The following is a 21526-nucleotide window of genomic DNA, read 5'->3' on the forward strand; positions in this document are numbered from 1 at the left end:
CGGGTCACCACCACCGTGCGCTGCGTGGCAGGATGCCGATGGGCACGCGGCGCGGAAGGGAGCGGGAACGGTGGTGGGGGCGACCCGATGGTGGAACCGGAAGACCCGCGACGCGGCACCCCCCGAGAACCCGCCCGAGGAGCCGCCGGCCCATGACCGGCTCCTCGTGGCGCGGCTCCAGCGGGCCGTCACGGTCGCCTGGGGCCGCGGCTGGCAGCCCGCCGACCTCGTCCGGCACACCGCCCGCAGGCTCTCCCCGCGGCACGAGCGGCTCGTCGTCGACGCCATCGCGGCCGAGACGCGCGGGTACGCGACCCTGGGCCCCCAGTGGCGCGAGCAGCTCACCGCCCTCGATGCCCGGATCTGGTGGGACGGCGACTACACGGCCGCCTGGTGCGATGCCGAGGAGGCCGGTCCGGACGCCCTCGCGGCCTGCGCGAGCGAGCTCCTGGACCTCCTCCTGGCCCTCCCCCGGCTCGCGACGATCGGCCCGCCGCCCGGCGCGGCCGTCCCGGACACCCCGCCCGCCGAGATCGACCAGCGGATGCTCGGCAAGGTCCGCGCCCTGCTCGCCAAGGCCGAGTCCACCGAGTTCCCCGAAGAGGCCGAGGCGCTCAGCGCCCGGGCGCAGGAGCTGATGGCCCGGCACAGCATCGACCACGCGCTGCTGGACGCCGACCTCGGCACGGTCTCCGAACCCGCCGGCCGCCGCCTGGCCGTCGACACCCCGTACGACGGCCCCAAGGCCGCCCTGCTCACCGTCGTCGCCGACGCCAACCGCTGCCGCGCGATCTGGCACCGCGAACTCGGCTTCTCCACCGTCCTGGGATTCCCCGCCGATCTCGCGGCGGTCGAACTGCTCTTCACCTCGCTGCTGGTCCAGGCGACCACGGCGATGGTCAACGCCGGTCCCCGCCGCGACGCCGCGGGCCGCTCCCGCACCCGCTCGTTCCGCCACGCGTTCCTGAACGCCTACGCCTCCCGCATCGGCGAGCGGCTCCGCGAGGCGGCCGGACGCGCCGCCTCGGAATCGGAGTCCGAGTCCGGCGGCCGCGACCTCGTCCCGGTCCTGGCCGCCCGCGACCGGGCCGTCGACGACGCCGTCACGGCGCTGTTCCCGAACCTGTCCCGCGGCCGGGCCCGTACGGTCTCCAACCACGAGGGCTGGGCGGCCGGACGCGCGGCCGCCGACCTGGCCAGCCTGAACGCCCGCTCCGAGGTGTCCGGCCGCTGACCGCGTCCCCCCAGGGAGCCTTGGGGGGACGCCGCCTCAGTCCTTCTTGCGGCGGGTGTTGCCACCGCGACCGCGCAACGGGATCCCCGCCTCCTTGAGAACGTTGTAGATGAATCCGTAGGACCGGCCGGTCTCGGCGGCCAGGTCACGGATGCTCTCTCCTGCCGCGTACCGAGGGGCGAGCTCCGCCGCCAGCCGGGTGCGCTCGGCACCGGTGACACGGGTGCCTCTCGCCAGAGTGCGGGCCACGGTTACCTCCTCAATCGACGCGTGAGCCGGGACGGAACGATCGTCCCCGCAGCTCACGGCACTGTTGATCTACCCAACGTACACAATCCCCAATAATCCGCCCCCGATGCCGCGCGAAACGACACAAGACCGGCCACTGGTGGTCTTTTCCACGGCGAACGGCGTGTCGTTACCAGGCGTACCCACAGGTAGACATCCGCCAAATCCCCCGTCCCCCGATGTACCTCTCCTTCCCCGAAGAACCAGACGTTCTAGGAACGATCGGGGTTGTCAAGAAGAGCCCAAATCCGCACCTCACCCACCAAACCGACCACACGCGGCCACCCGGGGCCGGGGGTCATGCGGACGGGGCGTTGCCGCCGGTGGCGCGGAGGTCGTGGACGTTGTGGAGCTTGTGGAGATTGTGGAGGAGTCCGATCTCGGCGACGTTCTTGGTGAGTTCGACGTTGAGCCAGGCCGCGACGTCGCCGAGGGTCATGTCCCGCCCCCAGGGCAGGCCGGCGGTCCGATCGGCCGAGTCGAGGTCGGCGTCGGTGAGTTCGCGGAGCCGGGTGCGCCACTCGTCGTTCAGGGCGCGGAGCCGTCCGGTCGCGGCCGCGATGCCGCCGGGCCAGGTGATCTCCTCGCGGGCGGGGGCGCCGGACCCGAAGCAGTGGCCGAGCGTGGTCGTCCACCAGAAGTCGATGTGCCAGGTCACCCAGGCGATGGTGACGGCGGGGACGGGGTCCGGCTCGGTGTCGGCCCAGTCGGCGATCCAGCGGCCCCGGCCGTCCTCACGGACGGTCCAGCAGTCCGGCGCGGGCTCCCAGAGACAGGCGTCGTCGTCGATGTCGGCGAGGTGGTATTCGAACAGGGCCCAGGCGATGTCGAGCTGCCGGATCAGGAGGTCTGCACGGGTTGCGGTCATCCGGCGACCCTCTCAGCGGCCGGGAGGTCCCGGCCAGCGAATTTGCCGCCGGGCCGCGGATCCGGACGGCGCCCGGAGGCTCCGGGAAGGTCGGGAGCCTCCGGGCGCCGTGCGGGCCGTTCAGAGGTCGGTGATCACCGCCGCGTCGCCCGGGGCGGGGATGGCCTCGGCGGACGGCGGGGCGACGACCACGCCCTGCGAGGCCGCCTCGCGCAGCGACAGGTCGGCCCGGCTCAGCCGGTGGCGCGGCGGCTCGAACGGGTGCGCCGACGTCTCCTCCAGCCCGTCCACGATCAGGAGCTCGCCCGGGTCCATGAGGCGCCAGCCGGGATGGCCGTCCATCGGCTCGCTCGCCACGACGACCGCGGGGACGTGCTCGGACGCCTCGCCGGCCTCCGGCCCGCTCCGGCCGCCGTGCCGGGGGGACAGCACCCACAGCTCGTTGGAGTCGGGGTAGCGCAAGGCCCACAGGCGCCCCGCCTCGGCGATGAGGAGGTTCAACGAGAACACCGGCAGCTCGGCGCCGATCCGGGCGACGGCCCGGACGAGCCCCTCGGTGGTGTCGCCGGCGCGGCGGATCTCGGCGGTGATGTAGGCGAACACCAGCTCGGAGTCGGTCTCGCCCGCCACGTGGGCGCGGTCGAGCTCCGTCAGCCAGGAACCGAGCGTCGGAAGGCCCTTGACCACGCCGTTGTGGGCGAACAGCCGGTCGTTCATGACGAACGGGTGGCAGTTGTGCACCGTCAGGCCGCCCACGGAGGCGTCACGGATATGGGACACGAACGTGTGCGACACGACGTTGCGCGCGTGGAGGGCGAAGTCGGGGCTCTCGAACGCGGCGAGCGGGGCCCGGTCGCGCACCGGCTCCGCACCGAGCGAGAACCAGCCCAGCCCCGCGCCGTGCGGCATCCGGTGGCTCTGCGCCCGCAGGCATTCGGGCGCGTCCATCAACCAGTGCGAGGCCCGGACCCGGGGACCGCCGGTGCTCATACCGAACAATCGGCACATGCCGTTACCTTTCATTTGTTGGTCGTGCGTGTCCGCCCTGGCGCGAAAGAGCGGTGACAGCGGAGATCGCCGGTCGCGGCCGCAGAGAATGAGCGACTGTGGGCATGCCACGACACGGCACCGCGGAACATGACTGCGGGTGACCATGATTTTACCGTGCGCATTGCCCGGCTGTCCGGCGCTTTTCGCCGACGTCCGGTGTCGGCCGTCGTGACGTGCCGTCCGCCCGGGGGCGGGTGGACGGAGCGACACCCCTGTACCCAAAGAGGGCGAACCGGAACGAATTCCTTGTCCCGGATAGACGATTTCTTTTATTCCGTACGAGAACGAGAAGGCGGGACCGGCGCCCCCTACGTCGGCTCGCCCTCCCGCCGCCCCGGCACGGCGGCGGGCACTCCCCGGCGGCGTTCCCGCAGCGTGAACGCCGCGCCGTACAAGCTCAGCGCGACGACCCCGCCGCAGATCGTCCCGATGACCCCGCTGGCCAGGGTCATGTGCGAGGTGCGCGGCAGATCCGGCTGGTTGAACAGGAACACCGCCCCGAGCACGCCGCCCGCGGCCGCACAGGCCAGCAGCGCGCCGCCCACCGCGAGCGCGGCCCGTACCGGCAGGCCCGCCGGCGGCTCGGGGTCGGCGGTCGCCCGGCGCGCCCACCGGCGGAGCCACCAGGCGACGATCGCGAGGCCGCCCACGCCGCTGCCGTACTGCAGCCACCGGTAGAGCTCCATGCCCGCGAACGAGGTCGTCACCAGCCAGGGCATGAGGTCGGCGAACCCGTGATACCGGTGCGTGAACGCGTCCCAGACCACGTGCGTCACCGTCCCGGCGAGCACCGACGGCGGCACCCAGACCAGCGCCGAGCGGTGCGGGCCGCGCAGCGGGCCGCCGAGCAGCCGCCGCGCCCGTTCGGGCGCGAGGGCGGCCAGCGGCCGCTTCCAGAACAGGTGGAACGCCGCGAACAGCCCGATGCCCAGCACGAGGTCGACGGTCACGACGCCCACCGGGTCATGGGTGGCGCCCCGGAGGTCCCCCATCCCGAAGAAGTACGGCACGTCCGGCGCCATCGAGCCCGCGACGAGCGCCGAGGGCACCATGCGGCCGCGGGCGAGCGGGATCACGGCGGCGGGATGGCTGAGAGTGAAGGGCACCCGGCCCCGCCTTTCCTGTCGCGGCCGCCGATCGTCGCGGGCGCGGCCTGGAGCGGTTGGGAGGACAGGATCGCGCACCGCTCCGCGAAGGTCGAAACGGCCCCGGGGAGGGCCGGCCCGCTCCGCGCGGGCGGCTCGTCGCATTTGGCCGCTTGGTCGCGGGGCATGTACGGGAAGACGAAGAACTGTGACCAAATGTCAACGCTCCGTAGCCGGACTGACTATGATCGGCTACCTGACGCCGACCACCCGCTACCCCCCGGGGCGACAATGAAGCGCTTGCTGGCAGACCTCGGCCGCACCGGCTCCCCGAGTGGAGCCGTCCGCTGCGCGTGCGGACTGCTGGGTTGTATGGCCATGGCCGGCGCCGCCTCGTTCGCCATGGCCCTCCCCGTCCAGGCCGACGAACCGCGGCCGCGCCGCACCCTCCCCGCCGACTGCCGGCTGGCCATCCGCACCGGCGACGGCCACATGTGGCGCAAGTGCAGGGAGGCATGGCGGGCGATGTACTACAAGGACCGCCGTTCCGGGCTGGAGCTGCGCCCCCGGGAACGGCACCCCAGCCGCAAGTCCCCGCCGACCCGGCCCGCCGTCCCGCGCGAGACCCGCGAGCTGCCCTCCCCCAGCCCGGTCGCGTCGAGCCCGCCCGCCACGTTCAGTCCGGCCCCGGCCCCTCCGACGGCCGTCCCGTCCAGCGACCTCGCGCGGGAGTCCGCGGCGACGGGCTCGCTCCCGCCGCTGCTGCTGCTCGGCCTGCTGCTGCCGGCGGCCGTCGCCATCGGCTACCCGATGCGCCACCGCCTCTACGCCGTGGCCGGTCCGCCGTTCCTCGTCCCCGGCCCGCCGCCGGGCGAGCCGCCGGCGCCGCCCACGTACCGGCCCGCGATCGATCCGTTCGCCGCGCCGCTGCTGGCCTTCACCGGCCCGGGCGCCACGGCCTCGGCGCGCGTGCTCGCCCTGGCCGCGCTGGAGGGCTGCGCCGACACCGCGCTCGCCGTGGTCCCCCGGCCCGACGCGGGCGCGCTGTTCGGGCTGGCCGAGGACGACCTGCTCGACGACACCGGCGCGGGCCTGTTCATCCCCGGCAACCTCGACGCCGCACTCGCCTACCTGGAGACCGAGCTCGCCATGCGCCGCGACACGGCGGCCGCGCGCTCGCGCCGCCGCCTCCTCCTGGTCGCCGACTGCGGCCAGGAGGCCGCCCGGATCGAGCGGCTGCTGGCCCGCCACCCCGGCCAGTTCAACGCCGTGCTGCTGGGCGACTGGCCGGGCGATCGCGTCGCGGTGGACGAGGAGGGCCTGCCGGACGCCCCGCCGGCCCTGGCGGACGTCCTGCCCCAGCGCCTGCCCGCGATGTCCCGCACGGAGGCCCGCGACCGCCTTCACGCGACCATCGTCCCGACACCGGAGGCACCCCCCACCCGCAAGTCCCGCTCCAAGCGCCGCTGACCGCCCGCACCCGCGCATTCGGGCGGGGCCTTCCCATGGGCGCCGCGTTCCGTCGCCTCACACGAATCGATCGTGCGCGTCGAGTGCCGCGCTCAGTACCACACTCAAGAGCCGCGCTCAGGGCCGCGCTCAGAGCCGTTCGACCAGCATCGGCACCAGGATCAGATTGGTGGTGACATGAATGAAGATGATCACCCAGATGTTGCGGTAGCGGGACCAGAGGTAGCCGAGCATCAGGCCGAACAGTCCTTGCGCGGCGACGATGGCGGCCAGGCCGGTCAGCGGGGCCGCGGCGTCCAGCCGGTCGGAGTGCATCAGCGCGAACAGCAGCGACGAGACCATGATCGCCGGCCACCGGCCGTACAGCGCCTCGAGCCTGGTCTGCAGCCACGCCCGGTAGAAGACCTCTTCGAGCACGCTCGCGGTCAGCAAGGTGATCAGAGAGGCCACGACCAGGGTGATCGGGTCGGGGAGCTCCTGCGTGAGCGGCACCGCGAACGGCCAGACCTGCGAGAGAACGAACCACGCCGCCACCGCGGGCAGAGGCGCGACCCAGGCGGCGGGCGCGGGGATCACCCGCGCCTTGCCGCCGCCACCTCTGATGATTTTGAACGCGATGAGCGGGGCCAGCAGGAGAACGACCACCTTGACCAGCGGATACGCGTCTCCGGAGAACGGCAGCAGGCAGGCGACGACGATCGCCGACGCCAGCAGCGCCCCGGTCTCCTTGCGCAGCCGGTCCCGTGGCGACTCGGCCAGCGGCAGCGGCGGTTCGTCCTTCGGCGGCACCGCGCGGGCCAGCAGGATCGCGGCCAGCGGCGGCAGCGCGACCGCCCACAGCGAGGACCCGGCGGCGCCCGGATCCGCCGACTTCGCGATCTCCGTCTCACCGTTCAGCAGCAGCCAGGCGTAGGCGAGGACGAACACCGCGGCGCCCGCGCCCGCCAGCGGCGCCCCGGGCAGCGCCCGCCCGTTCCGTATTCCGGTCATGATCGATATCGTCCCGACGGCCCCGGCCCCGAACGGTCGTCCGGGAGTCCGATCATTGCGTCGTCCCTTCGGAGTACAGGCCCTCGCCCCTGAGGCGGCCGCGCGCCGCCGGCGGGCGGCTCCGCGGGGTCACGGGTGGTCAAGGGGAGCGGCGCGGGCGGTCCTGAGCGCTCGCAGGGTCCGGCCCGCGGCGGCCGGGTCGGGCGGGTCGTCGGCGGCGCGGTCCAGGTAGGCGGTACAGCGCAGCATCCAGTTGCGCAGGGCGTCCTCGTGACGTTCCTCGTCGCGGCGGGCGCGGGCCAGGGCGCGGTGGCGCAGGTCGGCGCGGGCGCGTTCGGCGAGGGCGCCGTCGGCCGCCAGCGCGCGGACGTCGGCCAGGTGGTAGCGGCCGAGCTGGTCGGCGGGCAGGGAGCGCTCGGCGGCGATGTCGTCGAAGAGGCCCTTCGGCCAGCCCAGGACGAGCGCGGCGCCCTTGGCGTCCACGCTGTCGAGGAGCGGGCCCTTGCGGGTGGCGACGACGTCGCGGACGACGCCGGCGTCGAGCGCGTCCAGGTCGCGGAGCAGGTAGATCGGGTGCCGCCGGTAGCGTCCGGCGACGGTGAGGTCGCCGCGGGCGACGAGCACCTCGATGTCGGCGCGCTCGACGTCGAGGGCGAGTCGCAGCGCGAGCCGGGCCGCGGCCTTGCCCGCGCCGATCGGCGGCTCCTCGCCGAAGGCCTCGATGATCTGCGCCCCGCCGGGGCATCGTTCGGGAGTGCCGGCCGGCCAGCGGCCGTCGGCGTCCGGGGCGGGGACGAGGCCGTGTTCGAGGGCCAGCCGCAGCTGCCAGGGGGCGAGCCCGAGGATTCCGGCCAGCTGGCGGAAGCCCAGGTCGGCGCGGGGGTTCGTGGTACGCATCGGCCTCTCCTTCGATCGGTCACGGACTGCAAGCGTCGCCGACGCGGCGTGGCGGGGACAGTGGAACGAGATTCTGTGGATAACCCGGCGTGCGAGAGTGAAGGGATGAGAGTGGGACGTCTGGGGATGGGGCTGGCCGCGCTGGGCCGGCCGGCGTACATCAACGTCGGCCGGGCGGAGGAGCTGCCGGCGCGGCGCGGGGTGGAGGACCTCCGGAAGGCGACGTGGAGCGTCCTGGACGCCGCGTACGCGGCAGGGGTGCGCTGGGTGGACGCGGCGCGCTCGTACGGGAGGTCCGAGGAGTTCCTGGGCGGCTGGCTGGCCGACCGCGGGCACCGGGACGTCACCGTGTCCAGCAAGTGGGGGTACGCGTACGTCGGCGGCTGGCGGATGGACGCCGAGGTGCACGAGGTCAAGGAGCACAGCCTGCGCCGGTTCCGCGAGCAGTACGCGGAGACGCGGCGGTTCCTGAGGCCCGATGTGTACCAGGTGCATTCGCTGACGGTGGACAGCCCGCTGTTCGTGGACAGGGCGCTGCAGGCGGCGCTCGCGGAGGCGGCGGCCGACGGGGTGCGGCTCGGGTTCTCCACGTCGGGGCCGCGGCAGGGCGAGACCGTCAAGAAGGCCCTGGAACTGGAGGTGGAGGGACGGCGGCTGTTCAGTACGGTCCAGTCCACCTGGAACGTTCTGGAGCCATCCGTGGGGGCGGCCCTGAGCGAAGCACATGGGGCCGGGATCCATGTTCTGGTGAAGGAGGCCCTCGCCAACGGCAGGCTCGCCGTTCAGGCGCCTGGGCCCGTGCGGCGGATCGCGGACGACCAAGGGGTGGGCACGGACGCGGTCGCTCTGGCGTCCGCGCTGCGGCAGCCCTGGGCGGACACCGTTCTTATCGGGGCGGTCAGCACCGCGCAGTTGCGGTCCAACCTGGCGGCGCTGGACGTCGTCCTAGAAGAAGGTGCGCTCGGCTCCTTGGCGGTTCCGCCCGAGCGCTACTGGGAGCAACGTGCCGCTCTTCCCTGGACGTGACGTCGTGGGAGCATGGAACGGCTCACCCGTCATGATCGGAATCGGTGCCCATGCAGCCTCTGCCCCCTGACGCCCCCCAGACCATCGGGCCTTACCGGGTGGCCGCCAAACTGGGCGAGGGCGGCATGGGGCAGGTCTTCCTGGCCAGCTCGCCGAGCCGCCGGCTGGTGGCCGTCAAGGTGATCAGGTCGGAGCTGGTGGGCGACCCCCACTGGCGGGAGCGGTTCCGCCGGGAGGTCGCGTCGGCGCAGTCGGTCAGCGGCTTCTACACGGCGCCGGTGGTGGACGCCGACCCGGACGCGGCGAACCCGTGGCTGGCCACGCAGTACATCAACGGCGTCAGCCTCTCCGCCGCGGTGACCGAGCGCGGCCCGCTCCCGGAGCAGGCCGCGTGCCGGCTCGGGGCCGGCCTGGCCGAGGCGCTCATCGCGATCCACCGGGCGGGGATCGTCCACCGGGACCTGAAGCCGTCGAACGTCCTGCTGGCCGCCGACGGGCCGCGGGTCATCGACTTCGGCATCGCCCGCCCGCTGGACGCCGTGCCACTGTCGCGCTCGCAGATCCTCGGCACGCCCGCCTACATGTCGCCCGAGCAGGCGCTCGGCGAGGGCATCACGCCCCAGAGCGACGTCTTCTCCCTGGGGGCGACGCTCGTGTACGCGGCGGTCGGCGCGGCGCCGTTCGGAGCGGACCGCAAGGTGCGGGGGCGGATCGTGTACGGCGAGCCCGACCTGTCCGGGCTGCCGGACCCCATGCGCGGGCTCGTCACCCGCTGCCTCTCCAAGGAGGCGGTGGACCGTCCCTCTCCCGACCAGGTGCTGACGGCGCTGTCGACGCTGCTGGACGCGCACTACGGCGAGGAGTGGCTGCCTACGGACGTGGCGTCCCTCATCGGCGAGAACCAGGAGACGGTGACCCAGGTCACCGCCATCCTGCCGGCGCCCTAGGAAGGCCCGGCGGCCGGGCCGTCCCGCGCCGCTCCCCGTCAACTCCGCCGTCAACTGCAGGCAGGCCGGGGATCAAGCCGCATGATCGCGTGGATACGATGAGGAACGGAACGTCTACGCAGGTGTGGACGGAGTTGGGAGCGAGAGAGAGTATGTCCGATTTCGAGCTCAACCACGCGGGCGGGCGACTGCCACTCGAGGTGACTCAGGCGACCGAGGGCCCATCGGGGCTCCGCATCGGAAGCCTCATGAAAGAGACCGGCCAGGTCACCCTCGACACGGGCTTCACCAACACCGCGTCCACCACATCGGAGATCACCTACATCGACGGTGACGCGGGGATCCTCCGCTACCGCGGATACCCGATCGACGAGCTGGCGGAGAAGTCATCCTTCCTGGAGGTCGCCTATCTGCTGATCTACGGCGAGCTCCCCACCGCGGAGCAGCTCTGGTCGTTCACCGACAGCGTGCGCAACCACACGCTGCTGGACGAGAAGTTCCGGGCGTTCTTCTCGGCGTTCCCGCGGCGCGCCCACCCGATGGCGGTGCTGTCGTCGGCCGTCAGCGCCCTGTCGACCTTCTACCAGGACAGCCTGGACCCGTTCGACGCCGAGCAGGTCGACCGGTCCAGCATCCGGCTCATCGCCAAGCTGCCCACGATCGCGGCGTACGCGTACAAGACCTCGATCGGGCAGCCGCTGCTTTACCCGGACAACTCCCTCGGGTACGTCGAGAACTTCCTGCGGATGACGTTCGGGCTGCCGACCCAGCCGTACGAGGTCGACCCCGAGATCGTGCGGATCCTCGACATGCTGTTCATCCTGCACGCCGACCACGAGCAGAACTGCTCGACGTCGACCGTGCGGCTCGTGGGCTCCAGCCACGCCAACCTGTTCTCCTCCATCTCGGCGGGCGTGGACGCGCTGTTCGGCCCGCTGCACGGCGGCGCCAACCAGGCCGTGCTGGAGATGCTCGAGGAGATCCACGAGAACGGCGGCGACATCAAGTCGTTCGTGGAGCGGGTCAAGCGCAAGGAGCCCGGCGTCAAGCTGATGGGCTTCGGCCACCGCGTCTACCGCAACTACGACCCGCGCGCCGCGGTGGTCAAGAAGGCCACCCGCAGCGTGCTGGAGACGCTCGGCAAGCCCGACCCGCTGCTCGACCTGGCGATGCAGCTGGAGGACGTCGCCCTCAACGACGACTACTTCATCGAGCGCAAGCTCTACCCGAACGTCGACTTCTACACCGGCGTCATCTACAAGGCGATGGGCTTCCCCACCAACGCCTTCACCGTGCTGTTCGCCCTGGGCCGGCTGCCCGGGTGGATCGCCCAGTGGCGCGAGATGATGAACGACCCCGCCACCAAGATCGGCCGCCCGCGGCAGGTCTACGTGGGCCCCGGCGAGCGGCACTACGTCGACCTGGGCTCGCGCTGAGCGGCGCCCCATAGGCAGGGCACGCGTTCCGGAGGGCCGGGCGATGGTCACGAGACCGTCGCCCGGCCCTGGCCGTTCCGCACGGGCGCGGGCGGCCGGGTTATCCACAGAATCGGGTTCCACTTCCGCGGGTCACGGGCCCGGACCAGGCTGGATCGCAGTCGTCCGGCAACGGCCCGAGGAGGCGTCCCGTGTCCGAGTCCATCCGCTTCACCGTTCCCGAGCAGACCACCTCGTGCTTCGTCGTCGCCGCCGAACGCGCCCCCGGCGATCCACCGCAGGCCGCCCTCCGCCGGCTCCCCGCGCCGTTCGCCACCGCGGCGGTGGAACGGCTCGGCACGCCGCGGCTGCGGATCGCCTCCTATCCCGCGGCCTACTCGCCGTGGAACATCGGCCACGCCACCCGCGTCACCGACGACGATGACCCCGGCCTCGCGGAGCGGGCGCTCGCCGCCACGCACCACATCGGCGTCCAGGCCGTGGCGGCGTCCGGCGACCGCCCGTTCGCGCACCAGCTGGCCCGGGCCGTGGCAGGGGCGATCGCCGAGCACCTCGACGCCGTCCCGGTCGACGCCGACACCGGGCAGATCCTGCCGGCCCGCTCCTGCGCGGATACCCGCTTCCGGCTGGCGGACGGCTGGCTCGGCGCCTGGCTCCAGAACGACCGCGACGGCGGCCGCTGCAAGGCCTCCGAGGACGACATCGACGGCTGCGCCTGCGTCGGGTTCACCACGCGCGGCCTGACCCGCTTCGGCCTGCCCGAGCTGCAGATGGCGGGGATCGCGTGCCCGCACGACCTGGCGGCGCTCAACGTCATCCGCACGACGGCGCAGCACCTGCTGCACCTGGGCCGGCGGGCCGGTCCCCGCACGTTCGCCCGCGACCTGCCGCTCACCGGCGCCGACTTCGCCGCCTTCTGGGGCAGCGGCTCCCCCGCGTGGACGGACGACCCGGTCGTCGTGCGCCTCACCCCGTTCTCCCCGCGGCTGATCCGCGTGGGCCCTCCCGAGGACTTCCCCGGCACCCTGAACGAGTGGCTGTGGGACGAGCTCCCGCCCGTCCTCTACGACCTCCTCAGCTGCGGCGCGGACGACTAGCGGCGCCACGGCGGGATCAGAGGGGCTCGGGGGTGACCGCTTCGGCGCGGGAGGCGCGCAGGGCGTTCAGGCGCTCGGCGGTCAGGTCGTACTTCAGGGTGAAGGCGATGGCGATGCCCATCAGCGCGGCGGGGATCAGGGCGCCGCCGTAGAGGATGGCGTCGATCGCGCCGTCGGGCTGGGTGACCGGCTCGTCCGGCTCCGACGAGACGAAGCCCGCCAGGTCCAGCACCCAGCCCAGGACCAGGGCGCCCAGCGCCATCAGGAAGGTCTCGACACCCGTCCAGAGCCCGGTGAACGTTCCCGCGCGCCGCCTGCCCGAGTTCAGCTCGTCGTAGACCAGGGTGTCGGCCAGCATCGAGAACTGGAGGAGCTGCAGGCCCGCGTACCCGATGCCCATCATCATGACGCAGAAGTGGGCGTATCCCGCCCCGAGCGACGGGGTCAGCGCCAGCCCCGCCCCGGCGACCAGGAACAGCAGGCTCGCCGCGACCATGCTCGCGCGCTTGTCGAACTTGCGCGACACCCGGACCCAGGCGGGCATCAGCACCAGCATCGGCCCGATCAGCGCGAGGAACAGCGTCGTGATCGCACCCGTGTCCCCGACGATGTAGGAGGCGAAATAGGGCGAGCCGGCCAGCATGATCCCCACGGCGAACATCTGCGTCGCGCCGATCGCCAGCAGCAGCATGAACGGGCGGTTCCCGCGCGCGGCGGCGAGCTGCTCCCGGATGGTGCCGTGCTCGGGGACGGCCCGTTCGATGCGGGGCGCCCGCGCCGTGCCCAAGAACGTGGCCGCCATCGCCACCAGCAGCACCGCCCCGATGACCAGCGCCATCATCCGGTATCCCGCGAACGACGGTTCGCCGCCCTCCATGTTGACCAGCGCGGGGGCCAGCCCGCCGGAAAGGAGGATCGCCAGGCCGAGGAAGCCCATCCGCCACGTCAGCAGCGACGACTGCTCGTGGTAGTCGTCGGTCATCTCCGCGGGCATCGCCTTGTAGGGCACCTCGAACAGCGCGTACGCCGTCGCCGCGAGGAAGAAGCACAGGCCGACGTACAGCGCCGCCGCCCCGCCCCGTACCGGGCTGCCCGCGAACGTCAGCGCGAACGCCGGCGGCAGCAGGAGCGCGCCCGCCAGCAGCCACGGCCGCCGGGGTCCGTACCGCGACACCGTGCGGTCCGACAGCCGCCCCACGTACGGGTTGATCACGATGTCCCACGCCTTGGGCAGGAACACCGCCAGCCCCGCCAGGCCGGCGGGCACGCCGAGGGAGTTCGTCATGTAGTAGAGGAGCAGCAGCCCTGGAACGGTGCCGAACGTTCCGGAGCAGAACGAGCCGAGACCGTAACCGACGCGCACCGAGCGGGGAAGGGAGGCGGTGACCATGCGCTATTAGAACCTGTTACACCCGCACGGCGAAAGACCAGGACCATGACTACCGTCGTCCCCGTGGACAACGAATCCCTGGCACGCGTCCTGGACGACGTCGCCGCCGAACGCAGGGCCCAGGACCGCCTGTGGGGCGTGCAGGAGTTCCCGGACGGCACCGGTCCCGAGCACACCGCTCAAGCCGAGGCGGCCAAGGGCGACTGCGCCGCGGCCGCCGAACGCGGAGAACTCACCTGGCGGCACATCCTCGCCGAAGAGTTCTTCGAGGCCCTGGCCGAATCCGATCCCTCGCTTCTGCGCGCCGAACTCGTCCAGACGGCGGCGGTCGCCGTGAAATGGATCCAGGCCCTGGACCGCCGCGCCCCCGTGGCCGGCGAGAAGCTCGTCCGCGACCGCATACCGGACATCATCCGCTCCACCGGCCGGGAGCCCGCGACCCGCGTCGCCGGCCGCTCCGAATACGCCGCCCTCCTGCGGACCAAGCTGTACGAGGAGGCCGGCGAGTACGTCGCGTCAGGCAACCCGTCCGAACTGGCCGACATCCTGGAGGTCCTCCACGCCCTGGCCGCCCTCCACGGCCTCACCCCCGAGGACCTGGAGGCCCAGCGCGCCGCGAAGGCGGCCACCCGGGGCGCCTTCACCCAGCGAACGGTCCTCACCCTCCCCCCGCCCGAACCTCCCGCCCCGGCCGACCACTAGGACGGGCGCGTCCACACCCGGGTACGGGCACCGACCGACCGGCCCGCCCTCCCCACCCGTACGGAACGCCCCAGCACACCGAGCGCGGGTGCGAGACCTGGGCGTCGTCCGTCATGGCGTGGTGGCGAGGTGGGCGGCCAAGGGTGCTGGCAGGGGGTACGGGCGTTCGGGAGGCAGGAGGCGTCTGGCCTGCGCGATCCTGCCTTCCTGGAGGAGGCGGTGGATCTTGCGGACCGCGGGTGTGCGGTCCTCGATCTCCAGGATCCACTCGTCGACGTAGCGGTCGATGATGTGGCGGCTCAGGCCGATCTGGATGCTGCGCTCCTCCAGCTTCCGGCCGCGCAGGGAGCGTTCGGGGTCCCACTGGACGTGGACGCGGGACTTCGCGAACGCGGCGCGCCACTCGTCGCTGGAGGCGAACAGGCGGCGGTCGGGGTCGGTGGGGACGGCCTCGGCGAGGGCCTCCTCCCAGCCGGTACGGGTGATCCGCACGGCGAGGACCATCTCCTGGCCGGGCTTGCGGGCCCAGTCGCTGCGGGCCATGAGCCACAGGAACGAGGGCTTGATCCAGGTCATGCGGCCGCGGGAGAACGGCGGGACGAAGCGGCCGTGCTCGACGGCGGGCCTGCCGATCTCCGGCCGGAACGCCTGGTAGACCGTGATCGAACGGCGGTCGTAGTCGGCGCGGATGGTTCGCATCGGGCTCACCCTGGCGGGGAGCGCGCCGGGGTTCAACCGGTTTTCCGGCGGCGGTGGGCCTTCTGGCGGCAGGCGGAGCCGCAGTAGCGGGCGGGGCGGCCGGTCGTGGCGGGCTTCAGCGGCGCGTTACATATCTCGCAAGTTTCGTTACGTTGCTCGGGTTCCGTTACGGAAGGGCGGAGGGCGTCGCAGGCGAGGGCGGCCATCCGGCCGGGGACGCGGCGGCGGCGCTCCATGCCCACGCAGCCCGCCATGAGCGTGCGGACGTCGTCGAAGTCGACATCGGCGCGCACCGCCCCGGCGTCCTGGGCCCGGCGCAGCAGGACGGCGAACGCATCGTTGAAGTCGGCCTCGACGCAGCGGTCGCGGAACGCGCCGATCCCGTCCTCCATCTCCAGCGCGTCGCAGACCGCGTGGTTGAACGAGGCGCGCTCCACGACCCAGGCGAAGAATCCGTAGAAGGCCCGGCCCGCATCGGCGTCGGCGGAACGCGAGCGCGCCTCCGTGATGATGTGCCGGATGCGGTCCGCCACGACCTCCTGGAACAGGGCCTCCTTGGTGGCGAAGTGGCGGTAGACCGTCCCCGCGCCGACGCCGGCGCGGCGGGCGATCTCGTCCAGGGGCACCAGCAGGCCCGCCTCCGCGAACGCCTCCTGGGCCGCCGCCAGGACGCGCTCGCGGTTGCGCCGGGCGTCGGCGCGCAGATGGTCGGCCACCGGGATCCCTTCTCGTTGACAAACGGGGCGCGCGTTCCGGTATCGTCCGGAAGCGGGGCAAGCGTTCCGATTCTAGCGAGGGAGCGACGATGGTGGTGGAAGAGACCAGGCGCAGGCTGGGCGGCCCGGTCGGGGCCGGGCTGATGGTCCCGGTCGCGCCGGCCGCGGAGTGGCGCGAGGCCGTCCGGCGGGTGGAGAACGCCGGCTACGGGTCGGTCTGGATCAACGAGGCGATCGGCGGCCGCGAGTCGTTCGCGCAGATGGGCGTCCTGCTGGCGGCCACCGAACGGATCGTGGTGGGGTCCGCGGTCGCCAACGTGTGGGCCCGCCATCCGGCGGCCATGCAGGGCGGCGCGGCGGTGCTCGCCGACGCCCATCCGGGGCGGCTCGCGCTGGGCACCGGCGTGAGCATGGGCGGCCTCGTCGAGCAGGCGGGGCTGCGCTGGGAGCGCCCGCTCCAGAAGATGCGCGACTACCTGGACCGGATGGACGAGTCGGCCGGCATGGCGCCGCGGCCGCCCGTGCCGTTCCCGCGGCTGCTGGGCGCGCTCGGGCCGAAGATGCTGGAGCTGGCCCGCGACCGGGCCGACGGCGCGCTGCCGGCGGCGATGCCGGTCGAGCACACCCGCCGCGCCCGCGAGATCCTCGGCCCGGACAGGCTGCTGATCGTCATGCAGCTCGCGATCCCGGAGACCGACCCGGACGCGGCGCGCGGCGTCGTCCGCGGTTCCGGGATGCTGGACCTGCCCGACTCCCCGTACGACCGGGCGCTGCGCGGCCTCGGGTACGGCGACGGCGACCTCAAGAGCGACGCGCTCATCGACCTGCGGTTCGCGTGGGGCGACGAGAAGGCCATCGCCGGGCGGATGCGGGAGCATCTGGACGCCGGCGCCGACCATGTGTGCGTGAACGTCCTCGCCCCGGACCTGCGAACGTCGGCCGACCAGCTGGAACGCCTGGCACCCGCGCTCCTCGCCTGCTGAAGCCCGCTGAGACCCAAAGAGACCCGCTGGGGCCCGCCTAGGGGCCGGGCGTCCGGGGGCGGACCAGGCCGGTCTCGTACGCGACCATGACCAGCTGCGCGCGGTCGCGGGCGTGCAGCTTGGCGAGCAGGCTGCCGATGTGGGTCTTCACGGTCGCGACGCTGAGGTGCAGGTGCTCGGCCAGCTCGGTGTTGGACAGGCCACGGGCGACGAGCGCGAGGACCTCGCGCTCCCGGCCGGTGACGCCGTCGAGTCCCCGGGACGGGCTGTGCGCGGTCTCGGGCCGGCCGGCGAACTCGGCGATGAGGCGGCGGGTGACGGTCGGCGCCAGCAGCGCCTCGCCGGCGGCGACCACCCGGACGGCGGCCAGCAGGTCGGCCGGGACGGTGTCCTTCAGCAGGAAGCCGCTGGCGCCGGCCCGCAGCGCCGCGTACACGTAGGCGTCCAGGTCGAACGTGGTCAGGATGAGCACCCGGACGCCGGGGTCGGCGGCGCAGACCCGGCGGGTGGCCTCGATGCCGTCCATCTCGGGCATCCGGACGTCCATCAGGATCACGTCGGGCGCGGTGCGGGCGGCCAGCTCGACGGCCTCGGCGCCGTCGCCGGCCTCGCCCGCGACCGCGAAGCCGGGGCTGGTCTCGAACAGGACGCGCAGGCTGCCGCGCAGCAGCGCCTGATCGTCGGCGAGCAGGACCCGGACGGGGTCGCGGGAGGGGTCGGTCACTGGGTACCTCGGTCGTACGGCAGGCGGGCGGACACCGCGAAGCCGCCCTCGCGGCGGGGCCCGGCGGTGAGTTCTCCGCCGTACATCATCGCGCGTTCGCGCATGCCGATCAGCCCGTGGCCGGCCGGGCCGGCGCCGCCGGGCAGCACCCGGACGCCGGGCCCGTCGTCGGTCACCTCGACGCGCACCTCGCGGTCGTCCTGGACGACCACGACGCGGGCGGCCGCGGGTGCCGCGTGCTTGACGATGTTGGTCAGCGACTCCTGGACGATCCGGTGCACGGCGAGCGCGAGGCCCTCGGGCAGCTCCCCCACCCGGACGTCCAGGTCGACCCGGACGCCGGCGAGGGCGGCGCGGTCCGCCAGCTCGGCCAGGCCGGCGATGCCGGGGACGGGGACGAGGTCGGCCTCCCCGCCGCCCGCGGCGCCGCCGCCCTCCCCGTTCTCGCGCAGGACGCCCAGGAGGCGGCGCATCTCGGTGAGCGCGCCGCGGCTGGTGTCCTCGATGACGTGCAGCGCGTCCAGTGCCTCCTGGGGGCGGGCCTCGGCGACGTGGACGGCGACGCCGGCCTTGACCGCGATCAGGCTCATGCTGTGCGCGACCACGTCGTGCAGTTCGCGGGCGATGCGCAGCCGCTCGTCGGTGACCGCGCGGTCGGCCAGCCGCCGCGCCGCCGCCGCGGCGTGCTCGCGGCGCTCGCGCATGGCACGGCCGAGCGTCCAGGAGCCGCCCAGGAGCGCCAGCCCGAACGCCGCCCCGGCGCCGGGATGCTGCCAGGCGTCGCGCGGTCCGGCTATCGGGCTCAGGACCAGCACGATCCCGCTCACGGTGCCGATCAGCGACGTGGGGATCCAGCGGCTGCGGGGGCGGGTGAGCGCGACCGGGTACAGGGCGTACGCGGCCGCCACGAACGCGTCGCTGGGCATGCCGAGGGCGAGGGCGGCCGCCGACATCGCGATGACGAGGGCGCAGACGGCGCGCGGCCACCGCCGCCGGAAGGCCAGCGGCGGCCCGGTCAGCGCCAGCACCAGGGCCTCGGCCGGGCCGCCCCCGTGCAGGCTCAGCTGCGCCGACATCACCATCGTGTAGAGCCCGGCGGCGGCCGCGTCGAGGATCGCCAGCCGGCGCCCGCTGAGCCGCCGGACCAGGACTGAATGCGGTTCCGGGTCGTGCACCCGTCGACGGTAGCGGTGCCGCCGCCGGTCCGCCTCCCGCCGGGGGCCGTCATACCCGGGTAGGAGATCGGCGCCCGCCGCCCGCCGGTCCCGGCCCGCGGGCCGAGGGGCGGATCCCGACCGCGCTCCGATCCGCGCGGGCGGGCGGTCGCGGGATCGTCGGAGCATGATCGAGGTACGCGAGCTGACCAAGAGGTACGGCGGTTCCCCCGCCGTGGACGGCCTGTCGTTCCAGGTGCGGCCGGGCACGGTGACCGGTTTCCTGGGGCCGAACGGGGCGGGCAAGTCCACCACCATGCGGGTCCTGCTGGGCCTGGCCGCCCCCACGTCCGGGGAGGCGCTGGTGAACGGGCGCCGCTATCAGGAGATCCGCCGCCCGATGCACGAGGTCGGGGCGCTGCTGGACGCGGGCGCCGCGCACGGCGGGCGCAGCGCGTTCGACCATCTGCGCTGGATGGCGCGCAGCAACCGGATCCCGGTGAGCCGGGTGACGGCCGTCCTGGAGCAGGTCGGGCTGGCGGGCGTCGCGCGCAAGCGGGTCGGCGGGTTCTCTCTCGGGATGCGGCAGCGGCTCGGCATCGCGGCGGCGCTGCTCGGTGATCCGGGCGTGCTGATGTTCGACGAGCCGGTGAACGGGCTGGACCCCGACGGCGTGCGCTGGATCCGCGAGCTGATGCGGGCGCTGGCGGGCGAGGGGCGCACCGTGCTGGTCTCCAGCCACCTGATGAGCGAGATGGCGCTCACCGCCGACCGGCTGGTCGTCATCGGGCGCGGCCGGCTGATCGCCGACACCTCCGTCCAGGAGCTGTCGGACCGGTTCCGGCGCGGCGTCCTGGTGCGCTCGCCGCGCGCGCCGGAACTGTCGGCGGCGCTGGCGGCGGCCGGGGCGGCGGTCGAGCGGGAAGGTGCCGGCGACCTGTCGGTGCGGGGCCTGGACCCGGCCGGGATCGGCGAGCTGGCGGCGGCGAACGGCATCCCGCTGTACGAGGTCACGCCGCGCAGCGCGTCGCTCGAGGAGGCGTACATGGAGCTGACCGCCGGCAGCGCCCAGTACCAGGCCGAGCCGGGTCTGGCCGGCCGCGGCCGTGCGGAAGGGGCGGGCTCGTGATGGACGCCCTGGCCGCCGAATGGCACAAGCTGCGTTCCGTGAAGTCCACCGCGTGGACGCTGGCGGCACTGGCCGGGTCCGTGCTGCTGTGCTTCCTGTGGTCCTGGTTCGTGGCCCGCCACTGGGACGGGCGGCCGCCCGGCGAGCGCGCGTCGATGCGGGCCGCGCCGGCCGAGCAGCCGCTCGTCCTCGCGCTGCCGGTCTGCGCCGCGGTGCTGGGCGCCCTGGCGATCACCTCCGAGTACGCCACCGGGATGATCCGCACGAGCATGGCCACCGTGCCCGCCCGGCCGAGGCTGTTCGCCGCGAAGGCGGTCGTCGTCGCCGGCGTCGTGCTGCCGGCCGGTCTGGCGAGCGTGACGGCTGCGGTGACGGTGGGACGCGCGATCGTCGGCGGCCGGGCCGTGCCGTCGTTCGCCGAACCGGTCACGGGGCAGGTCCCGCACCTGCTCGGGCTGGCCGTGTGGGCGGCGGTGATCGCGCTGGTCGGGTACGGCGCGGGCGCCGTGCTGCGGTCCACCGCCGGGGCGATCACCGCGGTGGTGGTGCTGCTGATGGTGCTCCCGCCGCTCGCTGACCTGCTGCCCGGCCCGTGGGACGCGCGGGCGGGGTCGGTGCTGCTCACCCGCCTGCCCGACCAGATCGCCGCGGCGCCCGCGGCGCCCGGCGGCGCGGAACTGCTGTCCCCCACGGGCGCGGTCGCCGTCCTGCTCCTGTACGCGGCCGTGGCGCTGGCCGCGGGCGCGTTCTCGTTCGTACGGAGGGATTCATGATGCTGGACGCCGTGGCGGCGGAATGGCTGAAGTTGCGCACGGTCCGCTCGACCTACATCATCGCCGGCGTCGCCGTCGTCTTCGCGATCCTCGCGCTGCTGCTGACGGTGCAGGTGGTCTCCGTCTGGGACGGGATGCCGGCCGAGCGCCGCGCGCGGGTGCGGATGGCCGAGCCGGCGATCCTCGCGGGCTGGATCGCCGGGCTGTGCGCGGCCGTGCTGGGCGCGGTCGCCGTCACGTCCGAGTACCGCTCGGGCATGATCCGCACGACGCTGACGGTGATGCAGCGGCGGGCGCCGCTGCTGGCGGCCAAGGCGATCGTGGTGGGCGGCGCGGCGCTGGCGGCCGGCCTGATGATCACGTTCAGCGTCTTCCTGGGCACCCGGCTGATCATCGGGGACCGGCCGATCACCGGGTTCCAGACGGCGATCTCGGCGGAGCTGCCCGGCATCGCCGCGCGGGGCTGCCTGGTGGGGGTGTACGCGCTGCTGGCGTTCGGGCTGGCGGCGCTGCTGCGGTCCACCGCCGGGGCGATCGTCACCGTCGTCCTGCTCTGGTACATCGTGCCGATCGCCACCGGCTTCCTGCCCGCGCCGTGGGACGAGCGCCTCTCGTCGTTCACGCTGGACGCGCTGCCCGAGCAGGCGGTCGGGATGGACAACGCGGACTCGGTGTACGGCGCCGTGCTGCCGCCGCCGGCGGCGGCCGCGGTGATGCTCGCCTACGCGCTGCTCCCGCCGGCCGCCGCCATGCTCGCGTTCCGCCGCCGCGACGCCTGAGCGCCCGGGCGCCCGGGCGGCGCGCGGGACGCGGACCGCCACGCGGCGGTGCAGGAGGGCGATGGCCTCCGGCAGGGTCGGGGCGGCGG

22 protein-coding genes are annotated in these 21526 nt (G+C 73.6%); 11 read left to right on the plus strand and 11 right to left on the minus strand.

Going from position 1 to position 21526, the window contains the following annotated elements:
- The first annotated feature begins 70 nt into the window (after positions 1-70).
- Positions 71-1234 carry a DUF2786 domain-containing protein gene (locus AB0881_RS24930; protein ID WP_366620389.1) on the plus strand — a complete coding sequence of 388 codons (1164 nt, stop codon included), beginning with the start codon at positions 71-73 and terminating at the stop codon, positions 1232-1234.
- A 36-nt stretch (positions 1235-1270) separates the two neighbouring features.
- On the opposite strand, the gene AB0881_RS24935 is transcribed toward AB0881_RS24930, so the two are convergent.
- From AB0881_RS24935 to AB0881_RS24950, 4 genes are all read right to left on the minus strand, one after another.
- The gene (locus AB0881_RS24935; RefSeq protein WP_366620391.1) at positions 1271-1483 is read right to left on the minus strand and encodes a helix-turn-helix domain-containing protein; all 213 of its coding nucleotides are present in this window, start codon (positions 1481-1483) and stop codon (positions 1271-1273) included.
- A gap of 337 nt (positions 1484-1820) precedes the next feature.
- Positions 1821-2390 (minus strand): DinB family protein, encoded by a 570-nt coding sequence (locus AB0881_RS24940; RefSeq protein WP_366620392.1) that lies wholly within the window; start codon positions 2388-2390, stop codon positions 1821-1823.
- 120 nt (positions 2391-2510) lie between these two features.
- On the minus strand, positions 2511-3413 hold the full coding sequence (locus AB0881_RS24945) for a class II glutamine amidotransferase (RefSeq protein WP_366620394.1): 903 nt from the start codon (positions 3411-3413) through the stop codon (positions 2511-2513).
- A 335-nt stretch (positions 3414-3748) separates the two neighbouring features.
- Entirely contained in the window at positions 3749-4546 is a 798-nt protein-coding gene (locus AB0881_RS24950) for a DUF4184 family protein (RefSeq protein WP_366620396.1), read from the minus strand.
- Between the two features lie 351 nt (positions 4547-4897).
- Here AB0881_RS24950 and AB0881_RS24955 point away from each other — a divergent pair, with 351 nt between their 5' ends.
- Complete coding sequence (locus AB0881_RS24955; protein ID WP_366620398.1) at positions 4898-5995, plus strand: hypothetical protein; 1098 nt, start codon at positions 4898-4900, stop codon at positions 5993-5995.
- A 129-nt stretch (positions 5996-6124) separates the two neighbouring features.
- Here the strand turns inward: AB0881_RS24955 and AB0881_RS24960 are convergent, their stop codons facing one another.
- Together AB0881_RS24960 and AB0881_RS24965 are read right to left on the minus strand one after the other, a co-directional pair.
- Positions 6125-6985: a CPBP family intramembrane glutamic endopeptidase gene (locus AB0881_RS24960; RefSeq protein ID WP_366620400.1), complete on the minus strand. Its 861-nt coding sequence runs from the start codon at positions 6983-6985 to the stop codon at positions 6125-6127.
- 129 nt (positions 6986-7114) lie between these two features.
- Positions 7115-7882, minus strand: a complete 768-nt coding sequence (locus AB0881_RS24965; RefSeq protein WP_366620402.1) for a hypothetical protein — start codon at positions 7880-7882, stop codon at positions 7115-7117.
- Positions 7883-7987: 105 nt separating this feature from the next.
- Here AB0881_RS24965 and AB0881_RS24970 point away from each other — a divergent pair, with 105 nt between their 5' ends.
- From AB0881_RS24970 to AB0881_RS24985, 4 genes are all read left to right on the plus strand, one after another.
- Entirely contained in the window at positions 7988-8908 is a 921-nt protein-coding gene (locus AB0881_RS24970; protein ID WP_366620404.1) for an aldo/keto reductase, read from the plus strand.
- Between the two features lie 50 nt (positions 8909-8958).
- Complete coding sequence (locus AB0881_RS24975) at positions 8959-9855, plus strand: serine/threonine-protein kinase (RefSeq protein WP_366620449.1); 897 nt, start codon at positions 8959-8961, stop codon at positions 9853-9855.
- A gap of 152 nt (positions 9856-10007) precedes the next feature.
- The gene (locus AB0881_RS24980; protein WP_366620406.1) at positions 10008-11291 is read left to right on the plus strand and encodes a citrate synthase; all 1284 of its coding nucleotides are present in this window, start codon (positions 10008-10010) and stop codon (positions 11289-11291) included.
- 191 nt (positions 11292-11482) lie between these two features.
- Positions 11483-12388 (plus strand): hypothetical protein, encoded by a 906-nt coding sequence (locus AB0881_RS24985; RefSeq protein ID WP_366620408.1) that lies wholly within the window; start codon positions 11483-11485, stop codon positions 12386-12388.
- 16 nt (positions 12389-12404) lie between these two features.
- Here AB0881_RS24985 and AB0881_RS24990 read toward each other — a convergent pair whose 3' ends face one another.
- Complete coding sequence (locus AB0881_RS24990) at positions 12405-13778, minus strand: MFS transporter (protein ID WP_366620410.1); 1374 nt, start codon at positions 13776-13778, stop codon at positions 12405-12407.
- Between the two features lie 63 nt (positions 13779-13841).
- Between AB0881_RS24990 and AB0881_RS24995 the strand changes: the two genes are divergently transcribed.
- On the plus strand, positions 13842-14480 hold the full coding sequence (locus AB0881_RS24995) for a nucleoside triphosphate pyrophosphohydrolase (protein WP_366620412.1): 639 nt from the start codon (positions 13842-13844) through the stop codon (positions 14478-14480).
- Positions 14481-14591: 111 nt separating this feature from the next.
- Here AB0881_RS24995 and AB0881_RS25000 read toward each other — a convergent pair whose 3' ends face one another.
- Together AB0881_RS25000 and AB0881_RS25005 are read right to left on the minus strand one after the other, a co-directional pair.
- Positions 14592-15179: a DUF4291 domain-containing protein gene (locus tag AB0881_RS25000; RefSeq protein WP_366620414.1), complete on the minus strand. Its 588-nt coding sequence runs from the start codon at positions 15177-15179 to the stop codon at positions 14592-14594.
- 32 nt (positions 15180-15211) lie between these two features.
- Positions 15212-15895, minus strand: a complete 684-nt coding sequence (locus AB0881_RS25005; RefSeq protein WP_366620416.1) for a helix-turn-helix domain-containing protein — start codon at positions 15893-15895, stop codon at positions 15212-15214.
- A gap of 89 nt (positions 15896-15984) precedes the next feature.
- Here AB0881_RS25005 and AB0881_RS25010 point away from each other — a divergent pair, with 89 nt between their 5' ends.
- Positions 15985-16878: a TIGR03620 family F420-dependent LLM class oxidoreductase gene (locus AB0881_RS25010; RefSeq protein WP_366620418.1), complete on the plus strand. Its 894-nt coding sequence runs from the start codon at positions 15985-15987 to the stop codon at positions 16876-16878.
- Positions 16879-16915: 37 nt separating this feature from the next.
- On the opposite strand, the gene AB0881_RS25015 is transcribed toward AB0881_RS25010, so the two are convergent.
- Positions 16916-17602 (minus strand): response regulator transcription factor, encoded by a 687-nt coding sequence (locus AB0881_RS25015; protein WP_366620420.1) that lies wholly within the window; start codon positions 17600-17602, stop codon positions 16916-16918.
- The gene (locus AB0881_RS25020) at positions 17599-18777 is read right to left on the minus strand and encodes a histidine kinase (RefSeq protein WP_366620422.1); all 1179 of its coding nucleotides are present in this window, start codon (positions 18775-18777) and stop codon (positions 17599-17601) included. Before AB0881_RS25020 ends, AB0881_RS25015 begins: the two co-directional genes overlap by 4 nt.
- Positions 18778-18943: 166 nt before the next feature.
- Here AB0881_RS25020 and AB0881_RS25025 point away from each other — a divergent pair, with 166 nt between their 5' ends.
- Genes AB0881_RS25025 through AB0881_RS25035 form a run of 3 tightly spaced genes read left to right on the plus strand, consistent with a single transcriptional unit; the run spans position 18944 to position 21437 of the window.
- Entirely contained in the window at positions 18944-19885 is a 942-nt protein-coding gene (locus AB0881_RS25025) for an ATP-binding cassette domain-containing protein (RefSeq protein ID WP_366620424.1), read from the plus strand.
- Positions 19885-20658, plus strand: a complete 774-nt coding sequence (locus tag AB0881_RS25030) for an ABC transporter permease (protein ID WP_366620451.1) — start codon at positions 19885-19887, stop codon at positions 20656-20658. Before AB0881_RS25025 ends, AB0881_RS25030 begins: the two co-directional genes overlap by 1 nt.
- A complete protein-coding gene (locus tag AB0881_RS25035) occupies positions 20655-21437 on the plus strand; it encodes an ABC transporter permease subunit (RefSeq protein ID WP_366620426.1) in 783 nt (260 codons plus the stop codon). The genes AB0881_RS25030 and AB0881_RS25035 overlap by 4 nt, the downstream gene beginning before the upstream one ends.
- Positions 21438-21526: the final 89 nt, after the last annotated feature.

It is taken from the genome of Spirillospora sp. NPDC029432, assembly GCF_040703975.1.
Classification (GTDB): Bacteria; Actinomycetota; Actinomycetes; order Streptosporangiales; family Streptosporangiaceae; genus Spirillospora.

Coding starts and splice junctions, on each gene's coding strand:
- AB0881_RS24955 (WP_366620398.1), top strand. CDS start 4,898: ATGGCCATGGCCGGCGCCGCCTCGTTCGCCATGGCCCTCCCCGTCCAG.
- AB0881_RS24965 (WP_366620402.1), bottom strand. CDS start 7,882: ATGCGTACCACGAACCCCCGCGCCGACCTGGGCTTCCGCCAGCTGGCC.
- AB0881_RS24980 (WP_366620406.1), top strand. CDS start 10,008: ATGTCCGATTTCGAGCTCAACCACGCGGGCGGGCGACTGCCACTCGAG.
- AB0881_RS25025 (WP_366620424.1), top strand. CDS start 18,944: ATGATCGAGGTACGCGAGCTGACCAAGAGGTACGGCGGTTCCCCCGCC.
- AB0881_RS24975 (WP_366620449.1), top strand. CDS start 8,959: ATGCAGCCTCTGCCCCCTGACGCCCCCCAGACCATCGGGCCTTACCGG.
- AB0881_RS25000 (WP_366620414.1), bottom strand. CDS start 15,179: ATGCGAACCATCCGCGCCGACTACGACCGCCGTTCGATCACGGTCTAC.
- AB0881_RS24970 (WP_366620404.1), top strand. CDS start 7,988: ATGAGAGTGGGACGTCTGGGGATGGGGCTGGCCGCGCTGGGCCGGCCG.
- AB0881_RS25030 (WP_366620451.1), top strand. CDS start 19,885: ATGGACGCCCTGGCCGCCGAATGGCACAAGCTGCGTTCCGTGAAGTCC.
- AB0881_RS24990 (WP_366620410.1), bottom strand. CDS start 13,778: ATGGTCACCGCCTCCCTTCCCCGCTCGGTGCGCGTCGGTTACGGTCTC.
- AB0881_RS24960 (WP_366620400.1), bottom strand. CDS start 6,985: ATGACCGGAATACGGAACGGGCGGGCGCTGCCCGGGGCGCCGCTGGCG.
- AB0881_RS24940 (WP_366620392.1), bottom strand. CDS start 2,390: ATGACCGCAACCCGTGCAGACCTCCTGATCCGGCAGCTCGACATCGCC.
- AB0881_RS24945 (WP_366620394.1), bottom strand. CDS start 3,413: ATGAAAGGTAACGGCATGTGCCGATTGTTCGGTATGAGCACCGGCGGT.
- AB0881_RS25010 (WP_366620418.1), top strand. CDS start 15,985: ATGGTGGTGGAAGAGACCAGGCGCAGGCTGGGCGGCCCGGTCGGGGCC.
- AB0881_RS25035 (WP_366620426.1), top strand. CDS start 20,655: ATGATGCTGGACGCCGTGGCGGCGGAATGGCTGAAGTTGCGCACGGTC.